Here is a 17,763-nt window from a genome sequence, read left to right as displayed (position 1 = left end):
GCGATGCCATGCAGTGTCATTTTTTAGTACCTCCCTGGAGTTATTGCAGTTTAAAAATAGGGCTATTTAATAGCGGAACCGTTTCAATATTGATTTGACGCAAAAAAGTTATCGATTTTGCTGTTAGTTTCCTCGCGAAGTTATACACGCATCCTGGACTGAGGTTTTGCTGCAGTTCGAAGGAGGCGTGCATCCGTGGAAAAAAGAGGAAAGCAATGGACGTCAGCCGCAGACAATTTTTTAAAATCTGCGCGGGCGGTATGGCGGGAACAACGGTGGCCGCACTGGGTTTTACCCCTAAAATGGCCCTGGCTCAGGCGCGAAACTATAAGCTGTTGCGCGCAAAAGAGATCCGTAACTCCTGCACATACTGTTCCGTAGGTTGCGGGCTATTAATGTATAGCCTGGGAGATGGGGCAAAAAACGCGAAAGAAGCGATTTACCATATTGAAGGCGACCCGGATCATCCGGTAAGCCGTGGCGCGCTGTGCCCGAAAGGGGCCGGTTTGCTGGACTATGTTCACAGTGAAGATCGCCTACGCTATCCGGAATACCGCGCGCCGGGTTCCGACAAGTGGCAGCGCATTAGCTGGGATGACGCTTTCACTCGTATTGCTAAATTAATGAAAGCCGATCGTGACGCCAACTTTATTGAAAAGAATGAGCAGGGCGTCACGGTTAACCGCTGGCTCTCTACCGGGATGCTGTGCGCCTCGGCGGCCAGCAATGAAACGGGTATGCTGACGCAGAAGTTTGCCCGTTCTCTCGGTATGCTGGCGGTAGATAACCAGGCGCGCGTCTGACACGGACCAACGGTAGCAAGTCTTGCTCCAACATTTGGTCGCGGTGCGATGACCAACCACTGGGTGGATATTAAAAACGCCAACGTCGTGATGGTGATGGGCGGCAATGCCGCAGAAGCGCATCCGGTGGGTTTCCGCTGGGCGATGGAAGCGAAAAACAATAACGATGCGACGCTGATTGTCGTTGATCCACGCTTTACGCGTACGGCGTCGGTGGCGGATATCTATGCGCCAATACGTTCCGGTACAGACATTACCTTTCTGTCCGGCGTTTTGCTGTACCTGATCGAAAATAACAAAATCAACGCTGAATACGTTAAGCATTACACCAACGCCAGCCTGCTGGTGCGGGATGATTTTGCCTTTGATGACGGTCTTTTCAGCGGCTATGACGCCCAAAAGCGTCAGTACGATAAATCCTCCTGGAACTACCAGTTCGATGAAAACGGCTATGCCAAACGTGATGAAACGTTGACGCACCCACGCTGTGTGTGGAATCTGCTGAAGCAGCACGTTTCGCGCTATACGCCGGACGTTGTGGAAAACATTTGCGGTACGCCGAAAGCGGACTTCCTGAAGGTGTGTGAGGTGTTGGCCTCTACCAGCGCTCCGGATCGCACTACCACCTTCCTGTATGCGCTGGGCTGGACGCAACATACCGTCGGGGCGCAGAACATCCGTACCATGGCGATGATCCAGTTGCTGCTCGGCAATATGGGGATGGCTGGCGGCGGTGTGAACGCCTTGCGCGGCCACTCTAATATTCAGGGCTTAACGGATTTAGGACTGCTCTCCACCAGCCTGCCGGGTTACCTGACGCTACCGTCAGAAAAACAGGCCGATCTGCAAACTTATCTGGCCGCGAATACCCCCAAAGCGACGCTGGCCGATCAGGTCAACTACTGGGGTAATTATCCTAAGTTCTTCGTCAGCCTGATGAAATCTTTCTATGGCGATGCGGCGCAGAAAGAGAATGACTGGGGTTTTGCCTGGCTGCCTAAGTGGGATCAGTCCTATGACGTGATCAAATATTTCAACATGATGGATAGCGGGAAAGTCACCGGCTATTTCTGTCAGGGCTTTAACCCGGTGGCGTCCTTCCCGGACAAAAACAAAGTGGTGCAAAGCTTAAGCAAATTGAAGTATCTGGTCATTATCGATCCGCTGGTGACTGAAACGTCAACATTCTGGCAGAACCACGGCGAATCTAACGATGTCGATCCGACAACGATTCAGACCGAAGTCTTCCGTCTGCCGTCTACCTGTTTTGCGGAAGAGGATGGCTCTATCGCTAACTCCGGTCGCTGGCTACAGTGGCACTGGAAGGGTCAGGACGCGCCGGGCGAAGCGCGTAACGACGGCGAGATTCTGGCCGGTATTTACCATCGTCTGCGTGAAATGTATCGCGCAGAAGGCGGTAAAGGCGCCGAACCACTATTGAAGATGAGCTGGAATTACAAGCAGCCGGATGAACCGCATTCGGAAGAAGTGGCGAAAGAGAACAACGGCTATGCGCTGGAAGATCTCTATGACGCCAACGGTACACTGCTTGCCAGGAAAGGCCAGTTGTTGAGCAGTTTTGCATTACTGCGCGATGACGGTACGACATCCTCCTCCTGCTGGATTTATACCGGTAGCTGGACGGAGCAGGGCAACCAGATGTCCAGGCGTGATAACGCCGACCCGTCAGGGCTTGGCAATACACTGGGTTGGGCGTGGGCGTGGCCGCTAAACCGTCGCGTATTGTATAACCGCGCTTCGGCGGATCCGCAGGGTAAACCGTGGGATCCAAAACGGATGCTGATCCAGTGGAACGGCGCGAAGTGGACAGGGAACGATATTCCGGACTTTAACAACGCGGCGCCGGGGAGCGGGACCAATCCGTTTATCATGCAGCCGGAAGGGCTGGGACGTCTGTTTGCTATTGATAAGATGGCGGAAGGACCGTTCCCTGAGCACTACGAGCCGATGGAAACGCCGCTGGGCACTAACCCGCTGCACCCGAATGTGGTCTCGAACCCGGCGGCGCGTCTGTATGAAGAAGATGCGCTGCGTATGGGTAAGAAGGAGCAGTTTCCGTACGTGGGCACGACTTACCGCCTCACAGAGCATTTCCATACCTGGACCAAACATGCGCTACTTAACGCTATCGCTCAGCCGGAACAGTTTGTGGAGATCAGTGAGACGCTGGCGGCAGCGAAAGGTATTGCTAACGGCGACTATGTGAAGGTGAGCAGTAAACGCGGGTTTATTCGCGCGGTCGCGGTGGTAACTCGTCGTCTTCGCACCCTGCATGTCAACGGTCAGCAGGTTGAAACGGTGGGGATCCCGATTCACTGGGGCTTTGAGGGTGTCGCGCGCAAAGGCTATATCGCCAATACTCTGACGCCAAATGTCGGTGATGCCAACTCGCAAACGCCGGAATACAAAGCGTTTTTAGTTAACATCGAGAAGGCGTAAGGGAGGCGAACATATGTCTATGGAAACGCAGGACATTATTAAACGGTCCGCAACAAACGCCATCACGCCGCCTCCACAGGCGCGTGATTACAAAGCCGAAGTCGCGAAACTGATCGACGTCTCCTCCTGTGTCGGCTGTAAAGCCTGCCAGGTAGCCTGTTCTGAGTGGAACGATATTCGCGATAACGTTGGTCATTGTGTCGGGGTGTACGATAACCCTGCCGATCTCAGCGCCAAGTCCTGGACGGTGATGCGCTTTACCGAAACCGAGCAGAACGGCAAGCTGGAGTGGCTGATTCGTAAAGATGGTTGTATGCACTGTGAAGATCCAGGCTGTCTTAAAGCCTGTCCATCTGCCGGGGCTATCATCCAGTACGCGAACGGGATTGTTGATTTTCAATCTGAACACTGTATCGGCTGTGGTTACTGTATCGCCGGGTGTCCGTTTAATATTCCGCGCCTCAACAAAGAGGACAACCGCGTTTATAAATGTACGCTCTGCGTCGATCGCGTCAGCGTGGGCCAGGAACCGGCCTGCGTCAAAACTTGTCCGACCGGGGCTATTCACTTCGGCACCAAAAAAGAGATGCTGGAACTGGGTGAGCAACGCGTGGAGAAGTTAAAAGCGCGTGGCTTTGAACATGCCGGTATCTACAACCCGCAGGGCGTCGGCGGTACGCACGTCATGTATGTGCTGCACCATGCCAATCAGCCGGAGTTGTACCACGGCTTGCCGAAAGATCCGCAGATCGATACCTCAATCAATCTGTGGAAAGGGGCGCTAAAACCGCTGGCCGCAGCGGGCTTTATCGCCACTTTCGCCGGTCTGATTTACCACTACATCGGTATTGGCCCGAATAAAGAAACGGACGACGATGAGGAGGATCATCATGAGTAAGTCGAAAATGATTGTGCGCACGAAATTTGTCGACCGCGCCTGTCACTGGACGGTGGTGATCTGCTTCTTCCTGGTAGCGCTGTCGGGGATTTCGTTTTTCTTCCCGACGCTACAATGGCTGACGCAAACCTTCGGCACGCCGCAGATGGGACGTATTTTGCACCCGTTCTTCGGTATTGCCATTTTCATCGCGCTGATGTTTATGTTCGTGCGTTTCGTCCACCACAACATCCCGGATAAAAAAGATATTCCGTGGCTGAAAAATATTGTCGAAGTATTGAAAGGCAATGAGCATAAGGTGGCGGATGTCGGCAAATACAATGCCGGACAGAAGATGATGTTCTGGTCCATTATGAGCATGATTTTTGTGCTGCTGGTGACTGGCGTGATTATCTGGCGTCCGTATTTCGCGCAGTATTTCCCCATGCAGGTGGTGCGTTATAGCCTGTTAATTCATGCGGCGGCGGGCATTATTTTAATGCACGCGATCCTCATCCATATGTATATGGCATTTTGGGTGAAAGGCTCGATTAAAGGCATGATCGAAGGGAAGGTCAGCCGTCGCTGGGCGAAGAAACATCATCCACGCTGGTATCGTGAAATCGAGAAGGCGGAAGCAAAAAAAGAGAGCGAAGAAGGTATTCAGTAATTCTTTCGCGATCTGATAAACAAGGCGCTATCCTGGTAGCGCCTTGTTTTCATCTGCTGTCTGTATACTCAGACGGCCACAGCAAATCGTTTAACGACGGAAATCGATGACCATACGGCCACGAATTTGTCCCTGTTCCATCTCTTTAAAAATAACGTTGATATCTTCAAGCGGACGTAGAGCGACTTTTGGTACGACTTTTCCTTCCGCCGCGAACTGGAAAGCTTCGGTCAGATCCTGGCGTGTCCCCACCAACGAACCGACAACCTGAATGCCATCCAGCACCAGGCGAGGGATATCAAGGTTCATGGCTTCTGGCGGCAGTCCGACTGCCACCACGCGGCCTCCGGCGCGAACGGCATCTACTGCGGAATTAAACGCCGCCTTAGCGACCGCGGTAACCACCGCTGCGTGCGCGCCACCGGTTTTTTCCTGCACAATTTTAGCCGCATCTTCCGTGCGTGAATTAATGGTCAGATCTGCGCCCATTTCCTCGGCCAGTTTCAGTTGTCCATCATTGACATCAATGGCGATCACTTTCGCATTGAAGACGTTTTTCGCGTACTGCAAGGCCAGATTACCCAGACCGCCCAGACCGTAGATGGCAATCCACTGGCCAGGTTTAATATGAGAAATCTTCACCGCTTTATAGGTGGTAACGCCCGCACAGGTAATACTACTTGCCGCCGCAGAGTCCAGACCTTCCGGTACTTTCACCGCATAATCCGCGACGACAATACACTCTTCGGCCATGCCGCCATCTACCGTGTAACCGGCATTTTTCACGTTGCGGCATAAGGTTTCATTGCCCGTATTGCAATACTCACAGTGTCCGCATCCTTCATAAAACCACGCGACACTCGCGCGATCGCCGGGTTTCAGCGAGGTGACACCAGGACCGACTTCCGCCACGACGCCAATGCCTTCGTGTCCCAGAATGACGCCGGTTTTGTCACCGAAATCTCCGTTTTTCACGTGTAGATCGGTATGGCATACGCCGCAGCACTCCATTTTTAGCAAAGCCTCACCGTGGCGAAGGGGACGCAGCGTTTTCTCAGTAACATCAACCTGATGATCTTGTGTGACAACAGCAGCTTTCATAACCTTCTCCTTTTATTAATAGTGAACTGCATAGCAGGTAATAGCAGGTAAGGTGCTATTACCTCTTTAGGATTAATATTTCTGATGAGTTATGCAAGGCGGCAGAAATACAATGTAATAGTTTAGCCAGGATTATCCTGATAAATCCCCGTTCAATACATAAAGGTGGCTAATATTAGTAGCTTGACAAATAAGCAGGGAAAGGAATTCAGGTGTGTCGACAGACTCGCCAAAACTAAAGAAGAAGTGATATCCGGCGGCATTCACCGCCGGGTACGTATTAAATGGAAGTCCGACGGTAGTCGCGGTATTCCGGTTTCCAGAAGTTATCGTCAATCGCCTGTTGCAGCGCTTCCGCAGAGGTTTTCACCGCTACACCTTGTTGCTGCGCCATTTTGCCTACGGCAAAAGCGATAGCGCGCGACACGACCTGGATATCTTTAAGCGCTGGCAACACTAATCCTTCGCCGTTATTGACCAGCGGAGAATGTTTCGCCAGCGTCTCACTGGCTGACATCAGCATTTCATCAGTAATGCGCGATGCGCCGGAAGCGATAACCCCCAGACCGATGCCGGGGAAAATATAGGCGTTATTACATTGTGCGATCGGATAAATCTTATCTTTCCAGATGACCGGCGAGAATGGGCTGCCGGTTGCCACCAGCGCGTTGCCTTCCGTCCAGGCGATAATGTCCTGTGGCGTGGCCTCCACGCGAGAGGTGGGATTAGAGAGCGGCATGACGATTGGGCGAGGGCAATGCTTATGCATCTCGCGGATGATCTCTTCAGTAAAGAGCCCGGTCTGGCCGGAAACCCCGATCAGAATATCCGGCTTCACGTTACGCACCACATCCAGCAGCGACAGCACGTCATTTTCGGTATCCCAGTGCTGGAGATTGTCGCATTTCTGCACCAGTTTTGCCTGGAACGGCAATAAATTAGGCATCCGGTCCGTCAACAGGCCGAAGCGATCGACCATAAAAACGTTCTGTCGAGCGGCATCTTCGCTTAAACCTTCACGCTGAGTCTGCGCGATGATCTGTTCAGCAATTCCACATCCGGCGGAACCCGCGCCGAGGAAAACGATTTTCTGCTCGCTAAGCTGACTGCCGGCAGCGCGGCTGGCGGCGATCAACGTACCGACGGTCACGGCTGCGGTGCCCTGAATATCATCGTTAAAGGAGCAAATCTCATCACGATAGCGCGTCAACAGCGGCATTGCGTTTTTCTGCGCGAAATCTTCGAACTGTAGCAGGATATCTGGCCAGCGCTGCTTAACGGCCTGAATAAACTCGTCGACAAACGCATAATACTCATCGTCGGTAATGCGCGGATGACGCCAGCCCATGTAAAGCGGATCGTTGAGTAACTGTTGATTGTTGGTGCCGACATCCAGCACAACGGGAAGGGTATAGGCCGGACTAATGCCGCCGCAGGCGGTGTATAATGACAGCTTACCGATAGGGATCCCCATCCCGCCGATGCCCTGATCGCCAAGCCCCAGAATCCGCTCGCCATCCGTCACCACAATAACTTTAATGTTGTGGTTAGGCACATTCTGCAAAATGTCGTCCATATTGTGACGGTTCGGATAAGAGATAAATACGCCGCGCGCCCGGCGATAAATCTCAGAGAAGCGCTCACAGGCCGCGCCCACGGTCGGGGTATAGATAACCGGCATCATCTCTTCAAGATGGTTTTGCACCAGTCGATAAAAGAGCGTTTCGTTGGTATCCTGGATGTTACGCAGGTAAATATGCTTATCGATTTCTGTTTTAAACCCCTGATACTGGAGCCAGGCGCGTTCGGCCTGTTCTTCAATCGACTCGACGACCTCCGGCAGCAGCCCTGACAAATTGAAGTTGCGGCGCTCTTCTACGCTAAAAGCGCTGCCTTTGTTTAACAGGGGGAATTCCAGCAATACAGGGCCAGCGTAAGGGATATAAAGGGAACGTGCTTTCTTGGTTGTAGTTTCCATGTTACTCACTCTTTTTCGAATAACTGTCCCTGGCACCGTCGTTTATCATCATATATTGCCTTCCACCAGGGAACCGACCCTGAGTATAAAGCATTGTGAGACGTTAAGGTCATTCCTATAAACAAAAACACCATTGCAGATGCAATGGTGTTTAACGTCATTTCAGGACTGTACGATTACTTTTGGCTATCGGCGCGGCGCTTTCTGCCGGTTGGGTTATTCACCACGCTGCTGGTGTCGCCTTCAGTAACAACCTTACGCTGGTTGGAAATTCTGTAATCCAGTCCAAGTATATGACGAGCCTGACGGTTCGATTTCATGTTAACTCCTCAATCCTGTTGCTAGTTTTAAGGACAAATTCGCTTACGCGAAAGAAACGTAACCCCTAAGGTTGCCGATACAGCATAGCAGGTTTTACAGAGTAGGGTGCTGCCCGCTTACCACATAGTTGATGGTCTGCTGGTAGATGTCACTGAGGATGTCATTGTCGGAAGCCTCAACCCATTTGGTCAGCTCCATTAAAATATCATCTTCAGTGACAACGCCTAACTCCGCGCGTAATCCTTGTTCAATCGCGTTGACCAGGGCCGGTTGTGCTGCTGAGGTATTTGCTGAGTGATAAGTAAACATATAATGCCTCCGTGAACATGTATTTATTTAGTACGGCTCGCAGAAAATTAATTCGTATTCAGCATGGCAAATATTTTTGCGGCTGTGGTTAAGATTAGTCCTGGAGTTATTTTAACGCAAGGCGGAACTCTAATTGTTTACCCCAGAAGAAAATATATTACGTTTGCCAATTACATATCCTCATACAAATAGTGGTCAATTAATATACATTTAAAAGGCTAGTTATTGCGATTTTTATCTTTTATTACAACGAGATAAGACAAATCTTAATTTGAATAAAAATATACATAGTGGAATACGCTTCCGGAAGAAAACGTAAGGATAAAAGGAGGGATATATTCTTTAAAGAAAGGGAGGCCTGTTGATTTAATATCCATCACTGAAAAAGCATACAACTATTTTCTATATCTGAAGTGCGGGTAATTGACAACATGCTACATCCATCGGCATGGACAACGCAGATTAGCAGCATGGTCTATACTTTATTTTTTGAGCCAACAGGAGAGCAAAAATGACAATCCATAAGAAAGGTCAGGCACACTGGGAAGGCGACATCAAACGGGGTAAAGGTACTGTATCAACAGAAAGCGGCGTGCTTAATCAACAACCGTATGGATTCAATACCCGGTTCGAAGGCGCGCAGGGGACCAACCCGGAAGAGTTAATTGGCGCCGCACATGCGGCCTGTTTCTCCATGGCACTATCACTCATGCTGGGAGAGGCTGGATTTACGCCGACATCCATTGACACCACCGCTGACGTATCGCTTGATAAGGTGGAGGCGGGCTTCGCCATTACCAAAATTGCGCTACAAAGCAAAGTCGCGGTAGCAGATATTGATGCTTCAACTTTCGATCAAATCATCCAGAAAGCAAAAGCCGGGTGCCCGGTATCGCAGGTTCTGAATGCGGAAATCACCCTCGACTACCAGCTTAACGCCTGATAACTCCGCCAGCCCGGTAACGACTCTTGTTTATCGGGCTGTTGAATATCGCTTTTTCTCCCTCTCTCATTTTCTTCACGCTATCGGGCGTTAAAAGTACACGGAGCGAATGAAAAAGTATCAGACGTCAGGAACCTCGAGAAGCGTCTTCTTACCGTGTCTTTGTTGGTATTCATTACAGGTGTTAATCATTTTCTTTGCAGCTCCTTTTAGTAAAGAAAGCATTAAATCATCATAATCAACGTAGAATCTGGTTGTTTCGGTTTCCGTTTTTATCTCCCCAATTGCTGCTATTTCAGTGGCTAATTTCAATTTTGCCGCATCGATATCTTTATTCGCTTGTTTCACTGTAGCCGATAAGCTAGTAAAGAAATTTTGCACTGCTTTTAGCCTGTTATTCAATTCTGGAATCAATTTCCCTTCAATCACGCCCGCAGCAATAGAATAGGAAATAATTAATCCAAATGGACCGGCGACTATGCCTGCAGCAGCACCGGCATAAGCTTCCTTACGAATTCTATCCACCTGTGACTGGAAATAACTACTTTTTTCCGAGAAATCATTGGTTAACTGGCTATCTAATGCCAGCAGTTTTCCGGAAGCGTTGTTGAAACTTTGTGAACTTGCCAGGAGAGATTTTTGCGCTTCATTCAGTTTATTGACGCCATCATCTAATATCCTGATGAGAATATCTTTCTGGGCTGATGCTTTTTTCTCATTATATTCATCAAATAGTAAAATATACGCTGAGAGTAATTGCGTCACGACACCACACCATTCATAAACAGTTTGTGTCGCTTCAAAATACTTGTCCTGGCTGTCCATAAGCAAAACTTTAATATCACCAACTAAAACAGAAGCTGCCTGCGAGTACTCCTGTTTAAAACGGCTTAACTCTTTTATGGTTTCATCAAAGGTCTTCCAGGGGATGACCTGGTCGAGGTATTTGTTATAAAGATCTAATGCCCCATCTGCGGTTTCGATCGCGCTTTTAACTACCTCTACAGTTTGTTCTGCAAATATTCCGGTCATGATCATTTGCCTCTTTAAATATATAAATTGCAATTAAGCTATTGTTTTATAACTTATTTCTATCTATTACCTCCAGACAGCTTTTGTAGCTTAAGTTAACATTCCAGAAGCTGGAAATACTGCCAGCTTCCTGCTTATCTACGCAGGGTACGATTACTCTGCTGCATTTTCTCCAGAATACGACCAAAAGAAACTGTTTTGCTTCCTACTTTCACCATCCCATCTTCCGGTAAGTAGCTAAATTTGACGTACAGTATATTGTTGCTGGTTTTATCTTTTGGCTTCATAGCCAAAATAGCTTGCTGTAATGCTTTTAGGTCGGCGGGGATTCCCACCGCATCGGTGATATCGGTACCGGGCACAAATTTCGATACCTGATCAACAGTTTGAGTCAATATATCCTGCAGCGGAAATAAGCCGGTAAAACGTTGTTTGGGTTTATATTTTGTCACTCCAATATAAATGTCAGGTAGACCTTTAATGTGGTTTTCAATACTGCGAGTTTTATTTTGCAACATAAATTCGCTAATCTCTACCGGGGAGCCGATCAATACCAGCGGTTTCACTCCTGCACCTTTTTCGGAAAAGAGATAGTTGTTATTGCTGCTTTTTACTGCTTTCTGCAACTCGCCACGATCCATGATTAAGCTGTAATATTTACCCTCTTTCACAACAGGTTTGGGTTCACGCCACATATTGATATCGCTAGCTTGTGCTAAACTGGATGCCATCATGTAACCGAAAAACGCCAATGTTACGGATAGTTTCATTAACTTTACCTTTTAATTAGCCAAAAAAAATAGCACTCGTAAAAAGTATAAAGCCGTGGTTACAACAAAACTTAAACGTCGCTCACTTCACCGATAAGCATTTATTTATCTTAATAATGTAAATTACCCTTCCAATAATGCCTGAATTATTACCCTTTGGATTCAACTGCTTGCAGTTATAGTGCTAAATAACAATAAATCTACTGGAAGTATACAGTTTGTGTACGAAAGGTGTTTTTTATGATTACGGAAACCTGAAATTGTCCGACTATCTGTAAATGCTATGAAATTGTATTGTAGATCCGATTGCGCCCGGTGTTGATGACTACCGGGGCAATAGTGGTTGGTTTAGCCCTGATAGGGTTCGCCAGCGGCGTAGACGCCGCAAGCCGTTTTGGCCAGGGCTGGTGGTTGCCTCCGGAATGCTGACAGGCAATCTGTTTACGATGTTTGTTCTGCCCACCGTTTGTGTCTGGCTGGCGCGATTGCGACAGCATGTCAGAGCGAAGTTCTCTTTCATCAGCTCAACGTAGTGCATACCACGTCATTTGCTATTGTCGTGGTCTACTTTTTCGCCCTAAAATCTGCTCGCCATGTTGCTTTATTCATCAAACATCAAAATCAGTCAACGTAAATATCAATAATAGCCATATCACGGAGGGTGATCTTTATTCCTGAGAGAGGAGGGGTATTATTTTCTGCGTTCTACATTAACGGGTTAACGCGCAGATGTAGAGGTTATTTATATAATTATTGGAGCAACAACAATGAATAAATTCTCCCTTGCTACAGCAGGTATTATCGTGGCAGCGCTGGTAACCAGTGTTAGCGTGAATGCGGCAACAGATACTACTAAAACAAACGTTACGCCTAAAGGTATGAGCTGCCAGGAGTTTGTTGACCTCAATCCGCAGACGATGGCGCCAGTCGCTTTCTGGGTGCTGAATGAAGATGAAGATTTTAAAGGCGGGGACTACGTTGATTTCCAGGAAACTGAGACGACAGCAGTGCCGCTAGCCGTTGAGCTTTGTAAGAAAAACCCGCAGAGTGAATTAAGCAAAATAAAAGACGAAATCAAGAAAGAACTCTCAAAATAAGAGTAAACTGATATCAAAACCCGGCCTGTGTGTCGGGTTTTACTATTTGTGACACCGTCACAAATAACATCTTCCATTTCTTCTACCAATCACGTGGTATTGCACTATTTTCATTAGAGCCCTTTCACTATATGGAGACCTAATGAAAATTTTACCGCTGGCACTCTTTATCATTCCTTTTCTGGCCGGATGTGGCGCCAATAATACGCCGCCGCAAACGCCTATTCCCGGGGAAAAAACATCTGCCAAATTACGTACCCTGGAAACAGGCGCGGCGGCTATTCAATCCAGACCACCTGTCGATGCCATCAGTACCTACCTTGACGGGTTCCATTTTTATAGCGGTGATAAAAACGGACAGATGGAAGCGCACCATTACGTTACCGTCCTGAACGAAGATGTCATGCAGGCGGTGATTTACGACGGCAATACGAAAAACGCGCGCCTGATGGGGGTGGAGTACATTATCAGCGAACGTTTATTTAAAACGCTTCCTCCCGAGGAGAAAAAACTGTGGCACAGCCACCAGTACGAGGTGAAATCCGGTAGCCTGGTGGCGCCTGGCTTACCGCAGGTCGCTGATAAGGCGTTGATGAGTAAGATTGTTAATACCTATGGCAAGACCTGGCACACCTGGCATACCGACCGGGATAAAACCCTGCCAATGGGTATCCCTGCGCTGATGATGGGCTTTACTGGCGACGGGCAGCTTGACCCCGCGCTGCTGGCCGATCGGGATCGCCGTCTGGGAATTGATACCCAGGCCATTAAACGCGAGCGGCAGGATCTGCCTGAACATCCCGTTATCAAGGGGGCTAACGCCTGGGAGCAGGGAGAGGTTATCCAGCTACAGCGTGTTCAGGGCGCTGGCGAACACGGGCGAGGCGATACCGCGCACTTCGGTACATCTGAGCAATCCCGACAATAATTCCACGCTTTTACACGCAGATACGAAAAAGAACGCCTGTTAAGTGACAGTGTCACGTAAAGATTAGCCCCATAGTCTATGCTTGTTCTTCGGATGCTGTAGAGGTTATGGGTTAAACGGAGCGATAAATGAGTTCAAAAATTTTTTGCAAAAGCTGGGGGGCTGAATATATCGCCGCTGATGTTGTCCGCTTTCGTCTTTGGGCCACCGGTCAGCAAAAGGTTATGCTCAGGCTTGCGGGTAAAGACCAGGAAATGCAGGCGAGCGGTGACGGCTGGTTTACGCTGGACGTCTCCGGGGTGACGCCAGGTACGGAGTATAATTTTGTACTCAGCGATGGCATGGTGGTCCCCGATCCGGCTTCCCGCGCCCAAAAAACTGACGTCAACGGTCCGTCATATGTGGTTGATCCAGGCAGCTACGCGTGGCGCAACACCGGGTGGAAAGGTAGCCGTTGGGAGCAGGCCGTGGTGTACGAGATGCATACAGGCACGTTCACTCCGGAAGGAACCTTCCGCGCCGCAATAGCGAAGCTGCCTTATCTCGCTGAACTCGGCGTTACCGTTATTGAAGTGATGCCCGTTGCGCAATTTGGCGGCGAACGCGGCTGGGGCTATGACGGCGTACTGCTTTACGCGCCGCATTCAGCCTATGGGACGCCGGATGATTTCAAAGCGTTTATTGACGCCGCGCATGGGTATGGTCTTTCCGTCGTCCTGGATATTGTGCTGAACCATTTCGGCCCGGAGGGAAATTATTTACCGCTATTGGCGCCGGCGTTTTTCCACAAAGAGCGCATGACGCCGTGGGGAAATGGTATCGCCTATGATGTCGACGCCGTGCGGCGCTATATCATCGAGGCGCCGTTATACTGGCTGACAGAATACCATCTCGACGGCTTACGCTTTGACGCTATCGATCAGATTGAGGACAGTAGCGCCAGGCATGTGCTGGTTGAAATCGCACAACGTATTCGGGAAGACATTACCGACAGACCCATTCATCTGACCACCGAAGATAGCCGCAATATTATTTCTCTGCATCCCCGTGATCAGGGTGGCAATGCGCCGCTGTTTACCGCCGAATGGAATGACGATTTTCATAATGCCGTCCACGTTTTTGCGACCGGAGAGACCCAGGCCTACTACAACGATTTTGCTGATGCCCCGGAAAAACACCTCGCAAGAGCGCTGGCCGAAGGATTCGCTTATCAGGGAGAAATTTCACCACAAACCGGCGAACCTCGCGGCGTAAAAAGTACCGGACAACCCCCGGTCGCCTTTGTGGATTTTATTCAGAATCACGATCAAGTCGGTAACCGCGCCCAGGGCGACAGACTGATAACCCTTGCGGGAGCTGAACGAACAAAAGTATTGCTCGCCACGTTGCTGCTTTCACCGCATATTCCGCTGCTTTTTATGGGCGAAGAGTATGGCGAAAGCCGTCCTTTTCTTTTTTTTACCGATTTCCATGGGGATTTAGCCCGCGCCGTTCGTGAAGGTCGCGCAAAAGAGTTTGCCGATCATGCAGGGGAAAATGTTCCGGACCCGAATGCGCCAGAGACCTTTCAACGCTCAAAACTTAACTGGAAGCAACAGCACAGTGAAGAGGGTAAAGCGTGGCTGGCGTTTACCCGCGAACTACTGCTTTTGCGCCAGAAGCATATCGTACCGCTGTTGTCCGCTGCCCGTGAGAGCTCAGGAACGGTATTGCAAACCGCGCCCGGGTTTATTGCCGTTAGCTGGCGTTTTCCGGGAGGAACACTGTCACTGGCGCTGAATATTAGCGCCACGACGGTATTACTGCCCGATTTACCGGGTAAGACTCTCTTCGCCTGGCCGAATGAATCCACCGGGTCGCTTTCCCAACATTCTCTTATTGTCCGCTTAGCCCAGGGAGAGTCTGCATCATGATCCCAACTGCAACGTATCGCCTTCAGTTTCGCAATGGCATGACCTTCGATCGCGCTGCGGCGCTGGTGCCTTATCTTAAAAATCTGGGTATCAGCCATCTTTATGCCTCACCCATCTTTACCGCCACCAAAGCGTCAACGCATGGTTATGATGTCACCGATGCGAATGAGATTGAGCCTTCTATTGGCGGGCGCGAAGGATTTGAAAGACTGGTGGCCGAACTTAAAGCGCAAGGTCTGGGATTGATCATCGATATTGTGCCTAATCACATGGCCAGCTCGCTAGAAAACGCCTGGTGGCGCGACGTGCTTGAATATGGCAAGGAGAGCCGTTACGCGCGCCATTTCGATATTGACTGGTCGCGCCGACTGACGCTGCCTTTTTTAGGCGACACGTTTGACGCCGTGCTGGAAAACGGAGAAATTGCGATCAAGCCCGATCCCGCTACGGGTAAACCCGCGTTCGCCTATTATGATAACTATTATCCGCTTGCGCCGGCGACATGGCAGGGGCGCGAGGCCGAAATACTGGCGCTTACCGATAAAGCCGCTATTGCTGATTTGCATGAGCGCCAGCCGTGGAAATTAATGTCCTGGCGCGATGCTGCTCGCTCGCTTTCATATCGGCGTTTCTTTGAGGTCACAGGGCTGGTAGGAATGCGGGTGGAAGATAAAACCGTCTTCGACGATACACATCGGCTGATTCTGGAGCTGGTCAGAACGGGGGCGGTTGACGGTTTACGTATCGATCATATCGACGGCCTTGCCGATCCGAAAGCCTATCTTGCGCGTTTACGTCAGGAAGTGGGGCCGGCGTGCTATATCACCGTGGAAAAAATTCTCGCTAAAGGCGAGCAACTTCCTGATGACTGGCCGGTTTCCGGCACCACAGGCTATGAATTCATCGCCTCGCTGGCGGAGGTGCTGGTTGACGATGAGCAGATAGACAATCTGCGCCAGGCTTACGAGACCGTTAAAGGCGCGCCAGTGGATATGCGGGCGGAATTACGGGCAGCTAAATTGCTGATGGTCGATCGCAATTTCGAGGGGGAATTTACCCGGCTGCTCGCGCTTGCGCTGTCGATTGCCAGCGAGCTACAGATCGCACAGGAAGAGAGCGTCGTTCGGCAGGCGTTACGCGAGTTATTAATTGCCTTTCCCGTATATCGCACTTACGGCACGGCAGAAGGGCTACCGCCGACCGATATTTGCCTGTTACATCGTATTGTGGAACGGGTAAAGACGCTTGAAAACCCTCCGCAGCCAGAAGCGCTTACATTTCTGAGCCGCCTTCTTACCGGCGATGTTCCCACCTCCAGCCTGGAGGAGGCGACACAGTTTCGCGTTCGGTTCCAACAACTCACCGGTCCGCTGATGGCGAAATCGGTAGAGGATACGCTTTTCTTTCGTCAAAACATGGGACTGGCGTTAAATGAAGTCGGCGCCGAGCCCGTCACGCATCACTTCTCCATTGAACGCTTTCACCATGAGATGAAAACCCGACAGGCGCGACAGCCTGACGCGTTATCCGGTACGTCGACCCACGATACCAAGCGAGGCGAGGATGCGCGAGCACGGCTGTATACGCTTACCGAAGCGCCGGAACAGTGGAGCGAATGCCTTGCCCGCTGGCGGCAGATGAACCAGACCCATGTCAAATTTTTGAATGATGGCACTGCGCCAAAATCGGCGGATACGTGGATGTTATATCAGGCGCTGACCGGCGTCTGGCCCCCGATGCTACAACCACAGGACGAAACAGGTTTAAACGCGCTGAAAATACGCTTTGAAGCCTTTGTGGAGAAAGCGCTACGCGAAGCGAAGCTACGTACCGATTGGGTGGACAGTAATGAGGCTTACGAAACGGCAATGCTTGATTACGCCCGTTATTTACTGGCGCCGGATAATCAGACATTTTTGCAGGATTTTTATCGTTCCTTGCAACCCTTCATCCGCGCAGGGCTGGTTAACAGCCTGACGCAGACCGTTATCAAATTAACCGCGCCGGGGGTACCTGATATCTATCAGGGGAGCGAGGCGTTAAATTTTAGTCTTGTCGATCCCGACAACCGCCGCGAACCGGATTTCGCCACGCTGGCGCAGCAGTTAGACCAACTAACGCCGGGAGTTTTCTCGTGCGAAGAGAGTTGGCTGAACGGGCAGGTGAATCAGTATGTCACCGCTGCATTACTGCGTTTGCGTCAGCAGAATCATGAGCTCTTCCGTTTTGGCGACTATATACCGCTGCGGGCTGTTGGTCAGCGTGCCGACAAGGTCATCGCTTACGCCAGAGTCAATCATGATGATGCGCTGATTGTTGTTGCGCCCCGACTGGTGTTCGCCGAATGTGACGGCTTATTGTCACAATCGCATAGCGGTTTCTGGGCAGGAACCGACATTATTATACCCGGACAGCTTAATCAGCATCGTTATCGCAATGTGCTTACCCAGGAGAGGTTAATGCCTGGTGAACGCCTGTCGTTGGCCTCACATCAGGGCGGCGTACTGGTTTTAATGAGCGACTGAGTTTATGTGTTGATGTGCCGTGACAGGACAACGTTT

The 17,763-nt window shown here is 50.2% G+C and carries 14 protein-coding genes and 1 pseudogene; 9 read left to right on the top strand and 6 right to left on the bottom strand.

What is annotated here, in order from left to right; translation table 11 throughout:
• Positions 1 to 215: 215 nt before the first annotated feature.
• Genes fdnG through fdnI form a run of 3 tightly spaced genes read left to right on the top strand, consistent with a single transcriptional unit; the run spans position 216 to position 4,810 of the window.
• Positions 216 to 3,263: a formate dehydrogenase-N subunit alpha gene (gene fdnG / locus J4645_RS06200; RefSeq protein ID WP_077912246.1), complete on the top strand. Its 3,048-nt coding sequence runs from the start codon at positions 216 to 218 to the stop codon at positions 3,261 to 3,263.
• Between the two features lie 13 nt (positions 3,264 to 3,276).
• Positions 3,277 to 4,161, top strand: coding sequence for a formate dehydrogenase subunit beta (fdxH, locus tag J4645_RS06195; protein ID WP_000061599.1), 885 nt, complete (start codon positions 3,277 to 3,279; stop codon positions 4,159 to 4,161).
• The gene (fdnI, locus tag J4645_RS06190; protein ID WP_000045657.1) at positions 4,154 to 4,810 is read left to right on the top strand and encodes a formate dehydrogenase-N subunit gamma; all 657 of its coding nucleotides are present in this window, start codon (positions 4,154 to 4,156) and stop codon (positions 4,808 to 4,810) included. Before fdxH ends, fdnI begins: the two co-directional genes overlap by 8 nt.
• A gap of 90 nt (positions 4,811 to 4,900) precedes the next feature.
• Here the strand turns inward: fdnI and adhP are convergent, their stop codons facing one another.
• From adhP to bdm, 4 genes are all read right to left on the bottom strand, one after another.
• Complete coding sequence (adhP, locus tag J4645_RS06185; RefSeq protein WP_000642447.1) at positions 4,901 to 5,911, bottom strand: alcohol dehydrogenase AdhP; 1,011 nt, start codon at positions 5,909 to 5,911, stop codon at positions 4,901 to 4,903.
• Positions 5,912 to 6,191: 280 nt separating this feature from the next.
• Complete coding sequence (locus J4645_RS06180; RefSeq protein WP_000450509.1) at positions 6,192 to 7,889, bottom strand: NAD-dependent malic enzyme; 1,698 nt, start codon at positions 7,887 to 7,889, stop codon at positions 6,192 to 6,194.
• Positions 7,890 to 8,065: 176 nt separating this feature from the next.
• Complete coding sequence (sra, locus tag J4645_RS06175) at positions 8,066 to 8,209, bottom strand: stationary-phase-induced ribosome-associated protein (protein ID WP_000841559.1); 144 nt, start codon at positions 8,207 to 8,209, stop codon at positions 8,066 to 8,068.
• Positions 8,210 to 8,303: 94 nt separating this feature from the next.
• Positions 8,304 to 8,519 (bottom strand): biofilm-dependent modulation protein, encoded by a 216-nt coding sequence (gene bdm / locus J4645_RS06170; RefSeq protein ID WP_000495700.1) that lies wholly within the window; start codon positions 8,517 to 8,519, stop codon positions 8,304 to 8,306.
• Between the two features lie 511 nt (positions 8,520 to 9,030).
• On the opposite strand from bdm, the gene J4645_RS06165 reads away from it, so the two are divergent.
• Positions 9,031 to 9,462 carry an OsmC family protein gene (locus J4645_RS06165; protein ID WP_000152297.1) on the top strand — a complete coding sequence of 144 codons (432 nt, stop codon included), beginning with the start codon at positions 9,031 to 9,033 and terminating at the stop codon, positions 9,460 to 9,462.
• 120 nt (positions 9,463 to 9,582) lie between these two features.
• Here J4645_RS06165 and hlyE read toward each other — a convergent pair whose 3' ends face one another.
• Both hlyE and J4645_RS06155 read right to left on the bottom strand, forming a co-directional pair.
• On the bottom strand, positions 9,583 to 10,494 hold the full coding sequence (gene hlyE, locus J4645_RS06160; RefSeq protein ID WP_001545517.1) for a hemolysin HlyE: 912 nt from the start codon (positions 10,492 to 10,494) through the stop codon (positions 9,583 to 9,585).
• A 134-nt stretch (positions 10,495 to 10,628) separates the two neighbouring features.
• On the bottom strand, positions 10,629 to 11,264 hold the full coding sequence (locus J4645_RS06155; RefSeq protein ID WP_000778345.1) for a hypothetical protein: 636 nt from the start codon (positions 11,262 to 11,264) through the stop codon (positions 10,629 to 10,631).
• 300 nt (positions 11,265 to 11,564) lie between these two features.
• Between J4645_RS06155 and J4645_RS22385 the strand changes: the two are divergent.
• The 5 genes and pseudogenes from J4645_RS22385 to treY all read left to right on the top strand — a co-directional run.
• Positions 11,565 to 11,797 (top strand): annotated as a pseudogene (locus J4645_RS22385) (efflux RND transporter permease subunit); the annotation flags it as partial.
• A gap of 234 nt (positions 11,798 to 12,031) precedes the next feature.
• The gene (gene hdeB / locus J4645_RS06145; RefSeq protein ID WP_001032161.1) at positions 12,032 to 12,361 is read left to right on the top strand and encodes an acid-activated periplasmic chaperone HdeB; all 330 of its coding nucleotides are present in this window, start codon (positions 12,032 to 12,034) and stop codon (positions 12,359 to 12,361) included.
• A 142-nt stretch (positions 12,362 to 12,503) separates the two neighbouring features.
• Positions 12,504 to 13,289 (top strand): OBAP family protein, encoded by a 786-nt coding sequence (locus tag J4645_RS06140; RefSeq protein ID WP_000698596.1) that lies wholly within the window; start codon positions 12,504 to 12,506, stop codon positions 13,287 to 13,289.
• Between the two features lie 128 nt (positions 13,290 to 13,417).
• Positions 13,418 to 15,202, top strand: a complete 1,785-nt coding sequence (gene treZ, locus J4645_RS06135) for a malto-oligosyltrehalose trehalohydrolase (RefSeq protein WP_000095563.1) — start codon at positions 13,418 to 13,420, stop codon at positions 15,200 to 15,202.
• Positions 15,199 to 17,727, top strand: a complete 2,529-nt coding sequence (gene treY / locus J4645_RS06130) for a malto-oligosyltrehalose synthase (protein ID WP_023215035.1) — start codon at positions 15,199 to 15,201, stop codon at positions 17,725 to 17,727. Before treZ ends, treY begins: the two co-directional genes overlap by 4 nt.
• Positions 17,728 to 17,763: the final 36 nt, after the last annotated feature.

This window comes from Salmonella sp. 32082101201600294FB01SM01, assembly GCF_017572865.1.
Lineage (GTDB): Bacteria > Pseudomonadota > Gammaproteobacteria > Enterobacterales > Enterobacteriaceae > Salmonella > Salmonella enterica.
This window is presented reverse-complemented; position numbering and strand designations above follow the sequence as displayed.